The sequence below is a fragment of the Alloiococcus sp. CFN-8 genome (genome assembly GCF_049943125.1).
Taxonomy (GTDB): Bacteria; Bacillota; Clostridia; order Clostridiales; family Clostridiaceae; genus JAEXZL01.
Genome location: NZ_CP188040.1, coordinates 1,611,511 through 1,628,461 on the forward strand (window position 1 = coordinate 1,611,511; position 16,951 = coordinate 1,628,461).

Annotated in this window: 17 protein-coding genes, 7 tRNA genes and 1 riboswitch; of the genes, 15 read left to right on the top strand and 9 right to left on the bottom strand. The window is 36.6% G+C overall.

The annotated features are described in order from the left end of the window. Positions 1–89: 89 nt before the first annotated feature. Positions 90–268, bottom strand: a riboswitch (Lysine riboswitch). Between the two features lie 82 nt (positions 269–350). Continuing rightward, positions 351–1,196 (bottom strand): CPBP family intramembrane glutamic endopeptidase, encoded by an 846-nt coding sequence (locus tag ACPWSR_RS07245; RefSeq protein ID WP_426351016.1) that lies wholly within the window; start codon positions 1,194–1,196, stop codon positions 351–353. 372 nt (positions 1,197–1,568) lie between these two features. On the opposite strand from ACPWSR_RS07245, the gene ACPWSR_RS07250 reads away from it, so the two are divergent. The 4 genes from ACPWSR_RS07250 to ACPWSR_RS07265 all read left to right on the top strand — a co-directional run bounded on the left by ACPWSR_RS07250 (position 1,569) and on the right by ACPWSR_RS07265 (position 4,934). After that, positions 1,569–2,855 carry an adenylosuccinate synthase gene (locus ACPWSR_RS07250; RefSeq protein WP_426351017.1) on the top strand — a complete coding sequence of 429 codons (1,287 nt, stop codon included), beginning with the start codon at positions 1,569–1,571 and terminating at the stop codon, positions 2,853–2,855. Between the two features lie 195 nt (positions 2,856–3,050). Next, complete coding sequence (locus ACPWSR_RS07255) at positions 3,051–3,236, top strand: DUF1858 domain-containing protein (protein ID WP_426351018.1); 186 nt, start codon at positions 3,051–3,053, stop codon at positions 3,234–3,236. Between the two features lie 170 nt (positions 3,237–3,406). Then, positions 3,407–4,159, top strand: a complete 753-nt coding sequence (locus tag ACPWSR_RS07260; protein WP_426351019.1) for an acyl-[acyl-carrier-protein] thioesterase — start codon at positions 3,407–3,409, stop codon at positions 4,157–4,159. A 16-nt stretch (positions 4,160–4,175) separates the two neighbouring features. Next, complete coding sequence (locus ACPWSR_RS07265; protein WP_426351020.1) at positions 4,176–4,934, top strand: acyl-[acyl-carrier-protein] thioesterase; 759 nt, start codon at positions 4,176–4,178, stop codon at positions 4,932–4,934. Positions 4,935–4,942: 8 nt separating this feature from the next. Here ACPWSR_RS07265 and ACPWSR_RS07270 read toward each other — a convergent pair whose 3' ends face one another. After that, positions 4,943–6,187, bottom strand: coding sequence for an NAD(P)/FAD-dependent oxidoreductase (locus ACPWSR_RS07270; RefSeq protein ID WP_426351021.1), 1,245 nt, complete (start codon positions 6,185–6,187; stop codon positions 4,943–4,945). Positions 6,188–6,502: 315 nt separating this feature from the next. Here ACPWSR_RS07270 and ACPWSR_RS07275 point away from each other — a divergent pair, with 315 nt between their 5' ends. The 9 genes from ACPWSR_RS07275 (at position 6,503) to ACPWSR_RS07315 (ending at position 8,497) form a co-directional block, all read left to right on the top strand. Beyond that, positions 6,503–6,889, top strand: coding sequence for a CoA-binding protein (locus ACPWSR_RS07275; RefSeq protein WP_426351022.1), 387 nt, complete (start codon positions 6,503–6,505; stop codon positions 6,887–6,889). A gap of 151 nt (positions 6,890–7,040) precedes the next feature. Then, positions 7,041–7,706: an NUDIX hydrolase gene (locus ACPWSR_RS07280; RefSeq protein WP_426351023.1), complete on the top strand. Its 666-nt coding sequence runs from the start codon at positions 7,041–7,043 to the stop codon at positions 7,704–7,706. 217 nt (positions 7,707–7,923) lie between these two features. Beyond that, positions 7,924–7,998: transfer RNA gene (locus tag ACPWSR_RS07285), tRNA-Glu, on the top strand. 4 nt (positions 7,999–8,002) lie between these two features. Beyond that, positions 8,003–8,078, top strand: a tRNA-Val gene (locus ACPWSR_RS07290). Between the two features lie 5 nt (positions 8,079–8,083). After that, positions 8,084–8,160, top strand: a tRNA-Asp gene (locus ACPWSR_RS07295). A 19-nt stretch (positions 8,161–8,179) separates the two neighbouring features. Beyond that, positions 8,180–8,254 (top strand) — tRNA-Glu (locus ACPWSR_RS07300). A gap of 7 nt (positions 8,255–8,261) precedes the next feature. Next, positions 8,262–8,337: transfer RNA gene (locus ACPWSR_RS07305), tRNA-Val, on the top strand. A 5-nt stretch (positions 8,338–8,342) separates the two neighbouring features. Beyond that, positions 8,343–8,419, top strand: a tRNA-Asp gene (locus ACPWSR_RS07310). 3 nt (positions 8,420–8,422) lie between these two features. Continuing rightward, positions 8,423–8,497 (top strand) — tRNA-Thr (locus ACPWSR_RS07315). 87 nt (positions 8,498–8,584) lie between these two features. Here the strand turns inward: ACPWSR_RS07315 and ACPWSR_RS07320 are convergent. The 4 genes from ACPWSR_RS07320 to ACPWSR_RS07335 form a co-directional block, all read right to left on the bottom strand. Then, complete coding sequence (locus ACPWSR_RS07320) at positions 8,585–9,151, bottom strand: hypothetical protein (RefSeq protein WP_426351024.1); 567 nt, start codon at positions 9,149–9,151, stop codon at positions 8,585–8,587. A gap of 84 nt (positions 9,152–9,235) precedes the next feature. Further along, positions 9,236–11,332 (bottom strand): hypothetical protein, encoded by a 2,097-nt coding sequence (locus ACPWSR_RS07325; protein ID WP_426351025.1) that lies wholly within the window; start codon positions 11,330–11,332, stop codon positions 9,236–9,238. Positions 11,333–11,345: 13 nt separating this feature from the next. Next, positions 11,346–12,245: an ABC transporter ATP-binding protein gene (locus ACPWSR_RS07330; RefSeq protein ID WP_426351026.1), complete on the bottom strand. Its 900-nt coding sequence runs from the start codon at positions 12,243–12,245 to the stop codon at positions 11,346–11,348. Between the two features lies 1 nt (position 12,246). Beyond that, positions 12,247–12,645, bottom strand: a complete 399-nt coding sequence (locus ACPWSR_RS07335) for a GntR family transcriptional regulator (RefSeq protein WP_426351027.1) — start codon at positions 12,643–12,645, stop codon at positions 12,247–12,249. A gap of 257 nt (positions 12,646–12,902) precedes the next feature. Here ACPWSR_RS07335 and ACPWSR_RS07340 point away from each other — a divergent pair, with 257 nt between their 5' ends. Both ACPWSR_RS07340 and ACPWSR_RS07345 read left to right on the top strand, forming a co-directional pair. Continuing rightward, on the top strand, positions 12,903–13,463 hold the full coding sequence (locus ACPWSR_RS07340; protein WP_426351028.1) for an RNA polymerase sigma factor: 561 nt from the start codon (positions 12,903–12,905) through the stop codon (positions 13,461–13,463). Continuing rightward, on the top strand, positions 13,460–14,386 hold the full coding sequence (locus tag ACPWSR_RS07345) for a hypothetical protein (protein ID WP_426351029.1): 927 nt from the start codon (positions 13,460–13,462) through the stop codon (positions 14,384–14,386). Before ACPWSR_RS07340 ends, ACPWSR_RS07345 begins: the two co-directional genes overlap by 4 nt. A gap of 211 nt (positions 14,387–14,597) precedes the next feature. On the opposite strand, the gene ACPWSR_RS07350 is transcribed toward ACPWSR_RS07345, so the two are convergent. From ACPWSR_RS07350 to ACPWSR_RS07360, 3 genes are read right to left on the bottom strand one after another with little or no spacing between them, the layout of a single operon-like run. Next, positions 14,598–14,939: an arsenate reductase family protein gene (locus ACPWSR_RS07350; RefSeq protein WP_426351030.1), complete on the bottom strand. Its 342-nt coding sequence runs from the start codon at positions 14,937–14,939 to the stop codon at positions 14,598–14,600. A 36-nt stretch (positions 14,940–14,975) separates the two neighbouring features. Next, on the bottom strand, positions 14,976–15,962 hold the full coding sequence (locus tag ACPWSR_RS07355; protein WP_426351031.1) for an ATP-binding protein: 987 nt from the start codon (positions 15,960–15,962) through the stop codon (positions 14,976–14,978). Beyond that, a complete protein-coding gene (locus ACPWSR_RS07360) occupies positions 15,962–16,945 on the bottom strand; it encodes a DnaD domain protein (RefSeq protein ID WP_426351032.1) in 984 nt (327 codons plus the stop codon). Before ACPWSR_RS07360 ends, ACPWSR_RS07355 begins: the two co-directional genes overlap by 1 nt. Positions 16,946–16,951: the final 6 nt, after the last annotated feature.

The following is a 16,951-nucleotide window of genomic DNA, read 5'->3' on the forward strand; positions in this document are numbered from 1 at the left end:
TGTCTTTAGTGAAAAAAATAAAAAGCACTGAAATTCTCAGTGCTTTATAATCCATAGATAAATGCTATAAATGCAATGAAGAATTTCATTACACAAATAGCGCTCCGCAGGTTATGCGGCAAAAATAAAGCTGTTCGCTTTATTTCCAAGATAGAGCAAAGAAGCTTGCATCCATCTTTCGGCAAATAAATCCTTCTCTTATAACCTTGAGAGCCTCTTCCCTTAGCATTTATAAGATACACTATTTATTTGCGCCTCTATTTATGGTCTTAATATTCAATTACTAATTACCATTATATTCAAACCATTAACGATTGTAAACGGTTATAAGTATATTTTTAACAAAAAAGTTAAATACTATTTTCGACATTATAATCCTTTTCTTCCACATAAATCCTAGATGATATCCCTAGATAGCGAAGTTTAAAGAGGCAGAGGATAGTAAGCAGAATCCCTGCAATGATATAAACTATGGTTAGAATTTTATTTGTATACAAATAATTGGGTAGTATCAATGAACCTAAAAGATTAAAGCCACAGTGAACTATTATGGGTGCCCACAGGGTTTTGAACCAGTGGTAAACAGCTCCTAAAAGTAGTCCTAGAAGGAAAGCGTAGATAAATTGAAGCATATTTCCATGGGCTGCGCCAAAGATTAGCCCTTGAATTATTAGAGCTGGTATAAAGGGTAGGAATTTCTTAAATTCTCTATAAATCAGTCCTCTGAATAAAACCTCCTCAAAAAAGGGAACCATTAAGGTTGTAACCATTACGCCAAAAGCATTCTCTGTGGTAGAGGTAATAGATTCTGATACTTCATTATAGCTGGGAAAGTAGGGGATAAGTGCTGAAACCAAAAATCCTGCCAGTAAGGAGGAGGCGATAGCTAGGAGAAGGAGGTAGAAAATAGGCTTTACATCTAGGGACTTGAGGCTTATTTCATATATAAGCCTTCTTTTTCTTAAACGAAAGATAATAAGGTATATTCCCAAGGAAGCCAGTATGCTTAATGCTATTGCATAACCGAAGTAATTATATATATTTAATGCAGCAGCCTCGGGGATGGTAGCGATTCCTCGTAGTCTATTTAGTATTGCATCAATAAAGATAAATAGAAAAATAAATATAATCTGAAAGCCAAAATAGATAAAGAAGTAAATAGCAGATAACCCTGTAGCTTTAAAAAATTTAGTCATTTCAATGCTCCTCACAAAATTATAATTTCTAATAATGAAATCAAGTTAGAGACCTTCTATATTTAGTATATTGGATAAAAATGTATATTAGTAGTAGCTTTTCTCGTTGAAAAATTACTATTTTTTAAAGAAAAAGATAAAAGTTCGGAAATAGGTTGATTTTATCCATTAGTTTTGGTAGTATGTATTGGTTAACAGGAAAAATTGCCAGATTAAGCAAAAAAATACGCACATTTATAAAACAACTATGATAAAATGTACGGATATTTTTGATTATATGTAAGATTTCTGTTAATAAACTTATGAATTATATAAATAATATAGTTAATAAGGATATTTGCCATTGAAGAGTGGCTTTAAGGAGGAAACAATATGTCAGCTTTTATAGTTTTAGGTGCCCAATGGGGAGATGAAGGTAAAGGAAAGATGACAGATTACTTAGCTGAGGAAGCTCAGGTAATAGTAAGATATCAGGGAGGAAATAACGCTGGTCATACAGTAGAGGTAGGAGATAAGCAGTATAAGCTTCATCTAATCCCTTCTGGTATACTTCATGATGATAAGATAAATATAATAGGTAATGGTGTGGTAGTGGATCCTAAGGCTTTATTCGAAGAGATAAGCTATTTAGAAGGCTTAGGAATAAAGGTGACTCCAGAAAAGCTTGCTATAAGCGATAGAGCACATATAATCATGCCATATCATAAGATACTTGATAAATTAAAGGAAAAGGCAAGGGGAAAGAACGATATTGGAACCACTGGTAAAGGAATTGGTCCCTGCTATACGGATAAATATGAAAGAACAGGCATAAGAGTATGTGATTTAATTAATGAAGAGGTATTTAAAGAAAAGCTTCAGGAAAACATAAAGGTTAAGAATCAATACATAACTAAGATATATGACGGTGAGCCTCTAAGCTTTGAAGAGATTTTTGAAGAGTATAGAGTTCTTGGTGAGAAGCTTAAGCCTTTTGTAAAGGAAACCTCTGTAATAATATATGATAGTATATCCAATGATAAGCAGGTGCTATTTGAAGGTGCTCAGGGAATGCTCTTAGATATCGACTATGGAACATACCCTTATGTAACCTCCTCCAATACCACTGCTGGTGGAGTAAGCAGCGGTACAGGTATAGGACCAAGGCTGATAACCAATGCTGTTGGAATAGCTAAGGCTTATACTACTAGAGTAGGTAAAGGACCTTTCCCTACAGAGCTAATGGATGAAACAGGAGACTGGATAAGAGAAAAGGGTCATGAATACGGAGTAACTACCGGTAGATCAAGACGCTGTGGCTGGCTGGACCTAGTAATATTAAAGACTACCGCAAGGGTTTCTGCTCTAACAAGCCTTGTAGTTACAAAGATAGATACCTTAGCGGGCCTAGATAAGCTTAAGGTTTGTGTTGGCTATGAATTTAATGGTCAGGTAATAGATTACTTCCCAGCAAGCCTTGAAGACCTGGCAAAATGCAAGCCTATATATGAGGAATATGAAGGCTGGGGAGAAGAGGTAGCAGAAGCTAGAAGCTATGAGGAGCTTCCTGAAAATGCTAAAAAATACCTCAAGAGAATAGAAGAATTTACTGGTACAAGAATATCCATAGTATCCGTAGGCCCAAAAAGGGATCAAACAATAAGAGTAGCAGATTTATAAGGGTGACTGGCACATGAGTTATGACTTATTAAGTGAAAGAAACATGAAGAGTTAATTTGATGATATAGCTACAAGTCTAAAATAATTGTTAATTATTTCTTTGATACGATTACAACATTTGATTAAATCCATAATATACCTTATAATATTACCATAACTTACTATTAGTAAGAAAAATTAGATGGAGTGGATTTTATGGAAATAACAAAGGATATGACTGTAGGCTATATTGTAATGCTGTATCCTGAAGCTGTAGATGTGCTCACAGGCATGGGCTTATCCTGTATAGGATGTCCTGCATCTCAGGTGGAAACCCTTGAGGAAGCTGCTATGGTACACGGATTAGACCTAGATGAAATGCTATATCAATTAAATAATTAAAACCTTTAAAGGATAGTGGGGATTGCTGTAAGCAGTCTTACTGCTATCCTTTTATTTTTTATAAATAGATCTGCATATAGCTCGCTTTTATTATTAAGAATTTCTCAGTGCTTTTATTTTTATTTTCTAAATTATATAATTAAAGCAGCAGAGGGATTGGGGGATAAGAAATGAATGAGAATATTTATACCAAGGAATATGAAGTTAGATATTATGAAATAGATTCTAAAAAAAGGCTTCTAAAGAGCTCTTTGTTGAATTACTTTACTGATATAAGCACTATACATTCCATTGAAAGAGGAGTAGGGATTGATTATCTAGAGAAAAAAAGGCTTGGTTGGGTAATAAGTAAATATGATATAGAGTTTTTTAATGAAGGCTATTATATGGATAAGCTTAAAGTGTCCACAGAAGCCTATGGCTTTAAAAAATATTTTGCTTATAGAACCTTCAAGGCAGAAGGGGAGGACTCCAGTGTCATAGCCAGGGGAAATGCTCTGTTTATGCTCATAGACATGGAAAAGAGAAGAATGCTTCGCATAGGTGAAGATATGATGATGGCCTATGGAGTTTCACCAGAAGAGGCTGACAGGCAGCTTGACTTTGAAAGGATAGAAGGGCTTGAGAAGATAGCTTATCAGGTAGATTTTCAGGTGAGATATACAGATATAGATACAAATGGACATGTTAACAATGTAAAGTATTTAGATTGGCTTATCGAAGCTATTCCCCTGGAAATAATTAATGAAAAAAGCCTAAGAAGAATTAAGATGGACTATATAAAGGAATGCTTTTATGGTGAAACTATTACCTCAAGGGTACAACTCATAGAAGAGGAAGAATCAAAAGAAATTAAGGTAATTCACAGCATTATAAACGAAGCGGGAAAAGAAGTCACCAGGGGAGAAACCTACTGGATATAGATGAGGGGTGATGGTAGTGATTAAGGATGAATTCATAAAGGAATATCAAGTTTATTATAACGATGTAGATCAAAGAAAAAGGCTCTACCCAGACAAACTCTTAGAACTTTTTGCTGATAGCAATTTAAATCATGTAAAAAGAAAGAAGTTGAGCATAGAGGATTTATTAGATAGGGGTTATACCTATATGATACAGAAGTATCAGGTGGATTTTAATAGGCCTATTTACCTTGATGAGAAGATAAATATTGCTGCAGGCTTATCTTCTGTTACCAGCAGTAATCTCCACAGGAGTGCCTCTGCCTATGACAGCGAAGGAAAGCTATTAGCGGAAAGTAGAGGATTGGTATTTATCGTAGATACAAAAAGCCGAAGACCAGTTTCCACGCCGGATTTTGTCTATTCATCCTTAAATGTAGAAGGCCCTGAGGAGGCTCCTTTTCCCTTTGAAAGGATAGGGGAGGTATCTAAGGCTGAGCATGTTAAAGAGCTTCCAGTGCTTTATAGGGATTTAGATTTAAATAATCATGTTACTAACAGCAAGTATATTACCTGGGCTCTAGAAACTCTTCCACGAAGCTTCACCTTAGATAACTTTCTCAGCAGAACAAGGATCCTTTATATGAGAGAGGTCTTCTATGGAGACATAATAACCATAAGGTCACAGATTATAGAACAATCTAACGGTGATAAAATCACCCTTCATGAAATAATTAACTCCCACGGCACCATCACCACCAGAATAGAATGTACCTGGCAGGTGACAGGCACATGAGTTATGACTTATTTTGATAAGGCAGCTACTGCGGTATAGGCGGAAGACCATGCCCATTGGAGGTTGAAGCCTCCGCAGTCTCCATCCACGTCCAGTATTTCTCCACAGAAATAGAGGTTAGCTATTAGTTTGGATTCTAGAGTTTCAGGGTTTACATCATGAGTATCAACCCCACCGGCAGTAGCTTGGGAGTTATTAAAGCCGTTATTACCTATGCAGCTGAAGGTCCATCCCTTTAATAGCTTTACTATCCTTAGCTTTTCTTCATAGTCTAAATCCCAGGAGGCCTTGTGGATATCCATAACTCCAGCCTCTCTTAAGATAGTAGTTATGAGCTTTTTGTTTATTATTCCTATAAAGGCCTCGCTTACACTCCTGTGACCCATTAAGCCTAAGTGATTTTCAAAAAACTCCATAAGCTCCTTTTCATCATAGCCAGGGAACATATCTACCTTAATCTTTACTTCTTTATTAACTAGAAGACTTTTAGAAGCTATTCTGCTTAGCTGGAGGATTGGAGGTCCTGATATTCCATAATCAGTGAATAGAATCTCACCAGCTTCTTTTCTTAAGACCTTATTATCTACTATGACCTCGCCAACGCCTATAAACTTAATTCCTGAAAGAGCTTTTAAATGTGGATAATTAAGCTTCAGCTGTACTAGAGCTGGCACAGGTTTTATAATACTGTGACCTAAGGAACTAGCTAAGGCAAAGCCCGAACCATCGGAGCCAGTGCCAGGAAGAGAATTTCCTCCACAGGCCATGAGAAGTTTTCCACAGGATAAGTGAGGATTTTCTTCAGAGCTTGTGGATAGTTTGAAGGATTTTTTACCCTTAGAAATGCTTTTTACCTTAGAATTTAGATAAACAGGTATAGCTCTGTCCTCCACAGCAAATCTCAATCGATCTAAAACAGAAGAGGCCTGAAGGGACATAGGATACATCTTTCCTTCCTCTAATGTGGTGAGAGGAAGACCAATTCCCTGAAAGAAATTAATGGTATCCTGCACCGTGAAGGTCTTGAGAGTATGGGTATAAAACCCTTCATTATCTGAATGATATTCTCTAAAATCGCTGGATATATATTTATTTGTAACATTACAGCGTCCATTTCCTGTTGTGAGTATTTTTTTGCCTACTCTGTCAGAGCCTTCAACTATTGCAGTGTCTATACCATAATCCTTTGCCAGTATAGCTGCCATAAGGCCAGAGGCTCCTCCTCCAATAATAATTAAATCATGATATATCATAGTTATCCTCAGCTTTCTATCTATAATAGCTCTCCTAAAGAGCACTTAATAATTCTATATAAGAGCTTTTACTATAAAAGTTACTAGAACCTTAAGCTCAAATTTAAACTCAATCTTAAGCTCAATTTTAAGCTCAATATTTAACTTATGTCCATTCTAGCATAGTTTAATTCTTAAAAACTATAAGATAAATCCTTATGAAGGGCCTAAAATAAAAATTTATTATATATTAATAATAAATTCAAGGAAGGAATATTAATATTCAGTATAATATAGGGTATTATGTAATTAGAAGCATATAAAGGAGGAAAAAATATGAAAGCGTCGGAATTCTTAAATTATATGAATTGGGTAGTAGTTGGGGATGTACTTAATCCAGAAAAATATGCACATAAAATCTTAAAGGCCCTTGAGCACAATGGTTATAAGGTGAGCGGAGTAAATCCTAAGGTTACAGATGGTCAGGCTTATAATAGCTTAGAGGAAGTGCCTTATGACATAGAGATATTAGATTTATGTATCAATCCAAGAGCAGGGCTTGAGATAGTAAAGAAGGCTAAGGAAGTAGGAATTAAAAATATACTCATACAGCCTGGAGCTGAGAGTGAGGAAATCCTGAGCTACTGCAGGGATAATGAAATAAATGCTGTACAGGGCTGTGCACTAGTAGAGCTTAGAAATAGAAGTGAAAAAGAAAAGTAAAGCTATAAAAGGATTGGATAAGGTACCATACTATTTAGAAGTATGGTATTTTATCTTATATAAGCAATAAAAGAGGTTTGCCTTTTAAAGGATAACATAAGTTTTGATCCTGAAGGTGCAGGCTTTATATATTAGTTCAGGAGGTTTCGTTATGGATGATAAGGAGCTGTTTAAAGCACATCCTTCCACAGCTGAGGAGGAATGCTTTGATATATTTGACGAAAAGATGGAGCATATAGGGATTGCTCCTAGAAGAGAGGCTCATAGGAGAGGCCTGTGGCATAAGGTAATTCAGTGCTGGCTTTTTAAAAGGGAAAAAGATAAAACCTATATAATCCTTCAAAAAAGATCACCCCTTAAGGATAACTACCCTAGTCTTTTTGATACTTCTGCTGCAGGACATATAAGAGCAGGGGAAGAGATAGAGGAAGGGGTAAGAGAGATTTATGAGGAGATAGGTATTTCTGTAGATTATTCAGAGCTTACCTTTTTGGAGATAGTTAAGCAAAAGAAGGAAAAAAAGGATTTAATGGATTATCAATTTGCTTACCTTTATATCTATGAATGTAATAAGCCCTTATTGCATTATACTCTACAGAAAGAAGAGGTTGAGGCATTAGTAGAAATAGAGCTTACAAGGTTTAAGGAGCTTATAGAAGGAAATGTTTTGGAGGTAGAGGGGCATGGGATAACCTTAGATGAAGGTGGTAACAACAAGGCAGCAGCCTATACCATAGCCTTTGAAAGTTTAGTACCCCATGGCAGAGCTTATTTTAAAAAGGTCTATGAGGGGATAGTAAACTATCTACAAGAATAGTATAAAAACTTTTATTCCCTTTCCGTATTGCTTAGTCTACCTTTTAAAGAAAGCAAGTAAAAAGTCTTTACAAGGATATACAGACTTCTTAATTTTTGTTTTTTATGGCTTGGATATATATTCCTAAAATCTTTTTGAAAAAAGTTGTTGACACTCTTGAGGATTTTGTGTATTATAATCTATGTCGGGTCGCCGAGGCGACAGAATGACAAAGTAAGGCCCCTTGGTCAAGCGGTTAAGACACCACCCTTTCACGGTGGTAACAGGAGTTCGATTCTCCTAGGGGTCACCATTGTGGGAGCATAGCTCAGCTGGGAGAGCATCTGCCTTACAAGCAGAGGGTCATAGGTTCGAGCCCTATTGTTCCCACCACATGCGGCTCAGTAGCTCAGTTGGTTAGAGTGCCGGCCTGTCACGCCGGAGGTCGAGGGTTCGAGCCCCTTCTGAGTCGCCATTTTAAAAAAATATAATAAGGCCCCTTGGTCAAGCGGTTAAGACACCACCCTTTCACGGTGGTAACAGGAGTTCGATTCTCCTAGGGGTCACCATTAATGGGGGAGCATAGCTCAGCTGGGAGAGCATCTGCCTTACAAGCAGAGGGTCACAGGTTCGAGCCCTGTTGTTCCCACCATATATGGCTCAGTAGCTCAGTTGGTTAGAGTGCCGGCCTGTCACGCCGGAGGTCGAGGGTTCGAGCCCCTTCTGAGTCGCCATTTGCTGGCATGGCTCAACGGTAGAGCAGCTGACTTGTAATCAGCAGGTTGTAGGTTCGATTCCTATTGCCAGCTCCAAAAAAAGCACTTGATTACTCAAGTGCTTTTTTTTTGCGTGTTAAAAAAATTATTAAAGGATTAATATATCTCATATTTATTCTGGTTTTAAAAATCATATTTAAAGTACTCTTTTACAAAACTAGCCATAGGATCTTCGGTATCATCATCTATATAATCCAGGTCAGAGTCATAGAAATATAAATATGCTATACTCTTTTTCTTATCAGAGGTTCCAACCATACCAAAGGACTTTGGGTAATCTGCCTTATAATTGTCTTTGTCATCTGCTACCTTAAAGTCAAAATTGCTTATAGAAAACTCATTCTCAGGAACATAATACCTAATTTCCTCAGGATCTGAAGCGGCTTTTTCTTCTAAGAAATTATATGCTTTGGTTAACCTTTCTTTTTCCTTCTCATAGGTTTCTCCATCATACTGAACAACAAGTGTTATTGTCTCTGATTTAAAGAATATTTTCGAATTACTATTATAATTGTATGATATACCCTTAGATTTCGGTAAATTATCAATAGAAGGCATAAATTCTTTTGCTGGTGTATCAATAATATTGCCGCTATTAAGATACTGCTTAATATCTGTGTTTGACTTACTACAGCCTGTAAAACCTAATATAAGAAAAATACATAATACTAATAAATACTTATTTCTCAAATTTAGTCAGTCCTCCTAAGAAATCTATTTAAGGCTTATTTCAACGTCTAATTTAAACATTGCTTTTATTTTACAAAGCTATATCTACTTTAAAAGCTCTTTAACCTTTTCCATATTGGCTTCTGAAAGATTAAAGGATGCACTTCCATTAAAGAAGTCTTCTTTATTTGTTGAATAATTATAATAATCTACATTGATAATCATGAAGGGTTTTGTTACATCAACTGGATTATTACTCTCTTCTAAAATCAGTGAGGCTATCTCCATGAGATTAGTCCATTCCTTCTCTGAAGCATCATAACTGAGTAATGTCCTATTCAAAAGATCCTCATTTTCACTATTATAGATTATGTTTATATTTAACTCACCTTGTTCATTCTTACCTTTTTTTATCGTTTCCTGTGTTATTGCTGTGAGATATTCAACAATTCTCTCTTTATTTGACTTCTGGGTACCATTAATATTCTCTGCCTTGAAGTTATTTAAAGCTTCTAGATATTTTTCAAGAGTTTTAGGAGTAACCTGGGAAATTAAATAGCTGGAGTGGAAGTTCTTCATATTACTTTCTCCTGTAACATCCAGGAACAAGGCATTTTCTTCAAAGCTGCCTTGCTTAATCCTTAGTTTATCTTCATTAGATAGAGTTTTATATTCCTCCTGGAAGGTTTTCCATATAGAGTCTTCGGTATTCTCTAGATACATTATCCAGGAGTCGCTTACCTCCTCGGAGGATGGTAATGACAGATAGGCCTCCTTATATTCTTTAGACTCAGAGAAGATTCCTATAAGCTCGTTATAATCCTTTTCTGAAATTCTTAAATAGCGACCTATTACCTTATTAGAGGCCAGCTGAATCTCAGTATAAATATATTGATAATAAACAGATCCCGTAGAGTTTGAAGAATCATAAAAGCTATTGTTTTTAACAGCCTCAATAGAGTCCTTAAGGGAAGCTGCTATTATTTCTGAGGCTCTTGAGTCTTGTATGCCAATTCCCGCTACAGCAATATCTTCAAAAGAAGTGGAATAATTGTCTTGTTGATTATAAAAGGCTACTGTAGCTATGTCACTGCTACTGTAATCCTCAGAAAGCACTGAGCTTCGTATTAGCGTTAGAGAAAGGGTGAAAAGCAATGCTCCTGCAGCTACCACAAGAAGATATGGAGTGGCTTTAAGCATGTTTTTAACATTCTTAGTAGTGATAAGCTCATAAAGATAATATACCAATAGAGTAATTGAGGTAAATATAAATACTGTTGGTATGTCTATACCATATTCTCTATAATGACTGCTTATTAAAATACTTGCTAGTGCTAGTGCAAAGGGAAGGGTAATAGCACAGCGGTATACATTTTGCAGAAGCTTTGATGGCGCACTCTTACCAGCCATCTCACTTTTACGATTCTTATAGAGAATAGCTCCAATTGTCAAAAGTGCTATTGAAATTACTAAAGAATATAAAAGCATAGGTATATTAGAGTATACCTGTGAAGGATCAGTAACTCCTAGAGCTGAAGCTAAAATACCTATAGGTAAGAAGTAGGTTGGTTCTAAAAAGGCGCCAATGGAATAGCTCATATCAAAAATAGGAGCAACAGTATTAACGCTGCTGGTGAACAGAGCTCCTGTAATCCTAACGAAGGTCATAAGTAATATTCCTATAGCGATGTTTGATGCAGGAGTGCCTGTAAGAGTCATGGCTATGGTAAAGAACCCTGCTATCATTGTGGTTGCCAGAATATAAATAACTGGGAGCAAAAATAAAACTGATGCGCTGAAGGTTGCCAAAGGATTTATTGTCCAAAGTATTCCTGTGATTAAGGTTGTGGCTATAATAATTCCCCAAAGCCATGTGAGTATAGAAGCTAAAAAGCTAAAGTAAACACAGGTTCTCTTATAGGGTATTGAATGATAAAAGTCTGACTTGCTTCTTTCATTTAAATAAGAGAACATGGAGATTACAAAAAGTGGAGTTATAAACATTATTAAGACTAATGGTACTGCAAATTCTGAAATGGTCACTACATCAATAGCTTTATAGGAGACTCTTGAGCCTTCAACCATATTAATAATTGGGATAATAGAGCAGAGAAGGATGGAGACCATTGCTGCTGCTATACCTAAAAGTCTAACTTTTTTAAGACCTTCCTTATATAGTTTAATATTAAAGTAATTTTTCATTATTTATCCCTCCCTACATCAAAATTTCTTTGAAAGCATAACCCAAGGCTTCCATTTCATATATGAATACTTCTTCTAGCCCTAGAGGAAGGACGTCTAAAAGCACTGGATTAAGAGTCTTAAGCTTGGCTATTGTCTCTTCTCTGCTGCCTCTTACAATAAAGTTACATACAGAGCCTAGCTGGGAGTAGCTTACTATATCAATACCCTCAAAGAGCTCTCTCTTATAAGGATAATTAAAGGCAACCTGAACCTTAAATAAAGAGGTTTTTAGATCCTGAATGTCGCTTTCGAAGACTATGCCTCCCTTATGGAGAAGAGCCAGCTGATCGCAGGTATCCTCTAGTTCTCTAAGAGAGTGGGAGGTTATTATGGTGGTAGTCTTGCGCTCAAGAACATCATTATAAATAACCTGCTTTACTAAGTTACGCATCACTGGATCTAGGCCGTCAAAGGTTTCATCAAAGAAAAGAAACTCAGGCATGGTGGATAAAGCTAATATAGTGGCAGCTTGTCTTCTCATACCCTTGGAAAAGGTGTTGAGATTAGCTGATGGATTCAAGCCAAAGGTTTTAGTTAAATTATTAAACCTTTCAAAGCTAAACTTATCATATAAGGCGCTGTAAAAATTGGCCATTTTACTCATATTAGACTGAGGTAAGAAATAAAGATCATCAGGTACATATACAAGCTTATTCTTAGTAACAGGATTTTCGTATACCGTTTCCTCGTCGATTAATATCTGTCCCTTTTGAGGCTTATATACTCCGCTTATTAATCTCAAAAAGGTCGATTTTCCTGCGCCGTTGCTTCCCACAAGACCATAAATACAGCCATTGGGTATCTGGCAGCTCAGGTTATTTATAGCAGTGAAGTCATCAAACTTCATGGTAACATTTTGTGCTGATATCATTTTAATCCATACCTCCCTTATTGCCTTTAGTGTGAGCTCTCTTGTAAGCATCCTCTACAGCAGCTATAACCTGCTCCTTGGGAATAGCTGCCAGGGCCAGCTCGTATGTGGTGCTTTCTATATCCTCTAATTTCTTAGAAAGATTAGAACGAATAATCTCCTGCGCTCCTGGGGCTACAAAATAACCCCTTCCCGGTGCAGAAGCTATAACTCCTCTTCTATCCAGCTCCATGTAAGCCTTTTGTATGGTGTTTGGGTTAATACTGAGGCTGGATGAAAGCTCTCTTAAGGAGGGAAGCTGATCTCCCTCAGTTAATAGCAGAGTTAAGATTTCACGTTCTATTCCTTCTACAATCTGTTCATAAATAGCTTTTCGTGAAAACCTATCAATAACAAGCATATTTCCTCTCCTTCCTAACTGTACTATTATACATAGTACAGTTATATTATATGTCTATTATATGATGTTATGCAATAGGTTATTTCAATTTATTTGAATAATTTCCTTATTTATTTCAATAAAGTTACAAGTAACTTGATGTTATTCTGAAAGGTGAGTAAACTAAAGATATATTTTTGGAAGATATTGTGACGCAGAGGGAGATTTTCCGGTGTATTAGAGTGAAAGGCCTTATCACAACGAGAAAGGAGAAGCATATGGAAGATAAGCAGATTGTAGATTTATATTGGGCGCGCTCAGAAAGTGCTATATCCGAAACTGCGGACAAGTACGGCAGGTATTGTTATTATATCGCTTTCAATATCCTGTACAATGATGAAGATAGCAAGGAATGTGTTAACGATACGTACATGAAAGCTTGGGGTGCTATGCCAACGCATCGTCCCAATAAACTATCTACTTTCATAGGCAAAATTACCCGCAACCTCTCCTTGCACAAATATGAGAAGTATACCGCCGAAAAGCGCGGCGCAGGTCAAGTGCCACTTGCACTTGATGAACTGAAAGAGTGTGTCCCTTCATGGGACAGAGTGGAACAGGCTGTTGATGATATGGTATTAATAGAGATTTTTAATAGTTTTCTTGGTGATTTGTCCATAGAAACAAGAAAGATTTTCATGAGGAGATATTGGTATTTAAGTTCCATAAAAGAAATTGCTGCGGACTTTAAAGTCAGTGAAAGCAAAGTGAAAATGTCTTTGCTTCGGACAAGGAAAAAGCTGAAACAGATTTTGGAGAAAGAAGGAGTGGTCCTATGAAGAATAAACGGATTTTAAATGCCCTGGGACAGGTAGACGAGAAATATATTGAGGAAGCTACTCCCATAAAACGGGGAGGTAAAAACCGTGGTTGGGTCAGGTGGGGATCGATTGCAGTTTGCTTGTTCCTTATTATCGGAGGCGCTTTTGCATGGAGATACTATGATGATACGCCTATAAAGCCCAATCAGGGCATCACGTTGTCTGAGGATGGCGTTACAATTCCACCTCTGAACGTTACTTTGTCCGATAATGTAGAAGCTGATATGATAGGATTCTTTATATATCAGGAGCGTTGTTATGTGCAGTATGAATGGATATATGGGGAGGTGGATTTTATCGATGAATACCTTGGTACAGCAACAGGCTTGATAGATGAATGGACCTCCAAAGATGGATATGTGGAGCTGGCAGGAAGTGTCGGGGGAGATTTCTATTCTGTTAAGGGCTTTGATCCAAGTTTCATGCTTTGCATGGAACATGAAGATGGATCGGTATCCACATATATTAACAATAATGGATTGACGTTGAAAACAGGGGCTGACCTTTTTGATACTCGTCTTCATCTTGCTGGCAACTACAATACTGTACAGTATCAAAGCTATAGTGAATGGTTCAATAGTAGCGGTGACCCTATTGCGATAGATAGAGGTTACGAAGAAACGGTTAGTAGCTTTGTTCATTCCCTTAATGCAGCCCAGTTCATGCCAACAGATGATATTACTTTAAATGAGGATGAAGACTTATATGATAAAGAAATCTGGCATCTATATTTCCTGATGAATAACGGAATGACAATTCACCTTAGGTTGTATGAGGGGGGATATGTAAGATTTCAGGGGATGATGGATATATGCGTTAAAGTAGAAGATGATGCTTTCAATGCTATGACAAACATTTTTTCTAGCGGCGACTTTGACTAATTTCTCAAAACGAGGATTTTGAGGATGCATAAAATAGGGTGGATAATGCTTTATATTCCTAACCAGAAAATAAATATAAAAAAACAACGTGTACCGCAAGTTCTGCAGTACACGTTGTTTTGCTTCTCAACTGTTTACCAACGTTAAGCTAGTTTGGTTTCAATACTTCTTAATCGGCTGTTGCCAAAAGTGGAATCGCATTAATGATGTTTTATTCCCATTCCTGCCATACCTCAGGCTTATAGCCTACGGTGGCTTGTTTTCCGTTTCTCACAATGGGAGTTTTTAGAAGAAGAGGATTCTTTAGAAGAATTTCCTCCTTAACACTATTATTCATAATCCTTTTTATGTTGGAGCTTTCATAGAGCTTTGATTTCTCGTTGATAAGCTCCTTAACACCGCCTACAGAAATCCTAACACTTTCTAATTCTCTCTTGCTTAAGGCCTTCTCATTAAGGTCTATGAATTGGAATTTTATTTTTCTCTCTTTAAAGTACCTTTCAGCCTTTTTTGTATCAAAGCATTTTTTGGTACCGAAGATCTGAATGTTCATATAGAGGCTTACCTCCTTATATAACTAGCTATGAAGCTATCTGTTCATTTTTGATAGATTCTTTTTTACCCTTATGTCCTCGGAATAAAACTTGAAGATTGAAAAGTTACCATAAAGTCTTGAGGACAATCTTTCTGTATAGCATTTAGAAAGCTGACCTAGGGTGAGGTTTGTGGAGATGAGCATCTTCTTTCTCTTAAGGAGCTTTTCATTTAAAAAGTTAAACAGCTCAGTAACTATATAGTCATTTAAAAGCTCAGCTCCTAAGTCATCTATAATTAAAAGATCGCAGTTTATTAATAAGTTCTCTAAATCCTTGTTATTATTGAAGCGAATATCCTTGAGGTTCTTCATGAGATCCTCAGAGGTTCTATAAACTACTAGATTACCCTTATCTAAGAGCTCCTTAGCTATACAATGGCTGAGGAAGGTCTTACCTGTACCGGAGTTTCCATAGAACATTATATTATCGCTGTGGTTATGAAAATTAGGAAGATATTCTCCCTGAATTTTTTCTAGGATAAGCTCCATGTTTTTCCTTGGGGAATACTTCTCTTCTCCAATTCTATGGGTCTCATAGTAATCTAGACGGAAATTATTGAAGTTATCGGTTTTAATGCATTCCTGAAGCTCAGAATTTCTATAATAAAGGCTGATCTGCTTTTCTTTGTAGCAGTGGCATTTTTCTACCCCTATATAACCTGTGTCCTGACACTTAGGACAGCGATAATGAAGGTTTAGATATTGGGTGTCATAGCCGGAGGCTACAAGAAGCTCGTATTTATGAGCCCTAAGATCTGTTATTTTATTACGGAGCTCTGTAACTCTTTCCTCCACCTTATCCTTATGCTTTATAAAGGATAGGGAGAGTTCTATGCTGAGCTTAGCTATCTTTCTGTCTAGGTCCATGATTTCTGGATGATTTTTTTCTAGCTCTTCCTTTCTTTTTTGAAGAGCCAATCTTTCATCCTCTCTTATAGCTTCATATTGCTTCATTATTTCGCTGTGGTATCCATAGATCATTATTTATCCCATCCTAATAATTTCTTTTCTAGGCTATCGTAGTCATATACTCTCTGGTCAAAGTTATTAAAGCGAAGTTCATTTTTTATATTAGGAGACACCTTTCTTTTCGATGTGGTGCTATCCTTTTTATTATCCTTTAAGGCAATATCCTCTAAGGTTTTTATATTGTCCTTAAACCAGCTGTTTAATATTCCATCAATATATTTAAAATCCGCTCTGTTAAGCCTCTCGAAGCAGATGTCACAAGCCTTAAAGATAACCTCTAGGGAAAAGTTGTAGGTGGAGAGCCACTTATCCATCATATCCTCTTGAGGCTTCATAATTTCAGTATTTTTTATACCCAAATAGGATAAAACCTTTCGGATTCTCATCCATTTATCTTCGCTCTTTTTAATATACTGCTGTGCTTCTTCAATAGAGGCGATTTTAGCCTCATGCCAGGAAATAGCCACCTTTTCAATGTACCTGGTATCGCTCTTTCCCTTAGAAACGCAGTATTCTACTAAAAGCAGAATTAACTCAGAGGAAAAGTTAAAGTCCTTTTCCCAGCTTAAATAAGAGCTCATTTCTTTAGAGGAGAGAGGCCTAGCCAGGAGCTTTTCAATTTCCTTGAGCATTTCCTTCGTTCCTCCAGAGGTAAGAGCATCTAGAAGATTTAGCTTACTATCATTCACAGAAGCTTCCTCTTCCAAGGGAACAAATTCTATATTGAAATTACCTACCTTATCAATAGGAGCAAATTTAATAACCCCTTCTTCATTCCAGTAATTAAGAGCATTTATTATATCTGATTCTAATAAATTTAGATTATTTGCTATTATATTTGAGCTTACCCCGAGCTCTCCTGAAGCGCTATATTTTAGCATTAGAAGATATACCTTTATATATTCTCCTCTGGCCCTTGGCATATATTTATCTATAAAGATATTGCTTACGGGAGTATAGCCTGTAGCGGAGTTCTTTAGCATGAAAGTACTCATAAGCTT

Excerpts from the sequence above, each read along its gene's own strand:
- ACPWSR_RS07245 (WP_426351016.1), bottom strand. The coding sequence starts at position 1,196 with ATGACTAAATTTTTTAAAGCTACAGGGTTATCTGCTATTTACTTCTTT.
- ACPWSR_RS07250 (WP_426351017.1), top strand. The coding sequence starts at position 1,569 with ATGTCAGCTTTTATAGTTTTAGGTGCCCAATGGGGAGATGAAGGTAAA.
- ACPWSR_RS07255 (WP_426351018.1), top strand. The coding sequence starts at position 3,051 with ATGGAAATAACAAAGGATATGACTGTAGGCTATATTGTAATGCTGTAT.
- ACPWSR_RS07260 (WP_426351019.1), top strand. The coding sequence starts at position 3,407 with ATGAATGAGAATATTTATACCAAGGAATATGAAGTTAGATATTATGAA.
- ACPWSR_RS07270 (WP_426351021.1), bottom strand. The coding sequence starts at position 6,187 with ATGATATATCATGATTTAATTATTATTGGAGGAGGAGCCTCTGGCCTT.
- ACPWSR_RS07275 (WP_426351022.1), top strand. The coding sequence starts at position 6,503 with ATGAAAGCGTCGGAATTCTTAAATTATATGAATTGGGTAGTAGTTGGG.
- ACPWSR_RS07280 (WP_426351023.1), top strand. The coding sequence starts at position 7,041 with ATGGATGATAAGGAGCTGTTTAAAGCACATCCTTCCACAGCTGAGGAG.
- ACPWSR_RS07325 (WP_426351025.1), bottom strand. The coding sequence starts at position 11,332 with ATGAAAAATTACTTTAATATTAAACTATATAAGGAAGGTCTTAAAAAA.
- ACPWSR_RS07330 (WP_426351026.1), bottom strand. The coding sequence starts at position 12,245 with ATGATATCAGCACAAAATGTTACCATGAAGTTTGATGACTTCACTGCT.
- ACPWSR_RS07335 (WP_426351027.1), bottom strand. The coding sequence starts at position 12,645 with ATGCTTGTTATTGATAGGTTTTCACGAAAAGCTATTTATGAACAGATT.
- ACPWSR_RS07340 (WP_426351028.1), top strand. The coding sequence starts at position 12,903 with ATGGAAGATAAGCAGATTGTAGATTTATATTGGGCGCGCTCAGAAAGT.
- ACPWSR_RS07345 (WP_426351029.1), top strand. The coding sequence starts at position 13,460 with ATGAAGAATAAACGGATTTTAAATGCCCTGGGACAGGTAGACGAGAAA.
- ACPWSR_RS07350 (WP_426351030.1), bottom strand. The coding sequence starts at position 14,939 with ATGAACATTCAGATCTTCGGTACCAAAAAATGCTTTGATACAAAAAAG.
- ACPWSR_RS07355 (WP_426351031.1), bottom strand. The coding sequence starts at position 15,962 with ATGATCTATGGATACCACAGCGAAATAATGAAGCAATATGAAGCTATA.
- ACPWSR_RS07360 (WP_426351032.1), bottom strand. The coding sequence starts at position 16,945 with ATGAGTACTTTCATGCTAAAGAACTCCGCTACAGGCTATACTCCCGTA.